Origin of the sequence: Granulicatella sp. WM01, assembly GCF_004570605.1 — a bacterium.
In the GTDB taxonomy this organism is placed as follows: domain Bacteria; phylum Bacillota; class Bacilli; order Lactobacillales; family Aerococcaceae; genus WM01.
The window spans coordinates 1-227 of record NZ_SPPB01000195.1; the positions used below are offsets into that span (position 1 = coordinate 1).

Here is a 227-nt window from a genome sequence, read left to right on the forward strand (position 1 = left end):
GTATCGTCTTGAAGCTGTTGAGTTCCTTTCCTTTGATAATCAAATACCGTTCGTCTATCCGTTAAAAAAGCAGCAGGAATACCATAATTGGTTAATATCTGATGCAACACCTGATAATAGCCTGTTAGCGTTTCTTGTGGGGCAAAATAGGCACCCACAATATTACCAGAAGCATCATCAATGGCAACATGAAGATGAGAGACAGTTTGACCAAACCATCTGAATTG

General features: G+C 39.6%; 1 pseudogene. It reads right to left on the minus strand.

The window, feature by feature from the left end:
• Nucleotides 1–227 (minus strand): annotated as a pseudogene (locus tag E4T68_RS09435) (ISNCY family transposase); the annotation flags it as partial.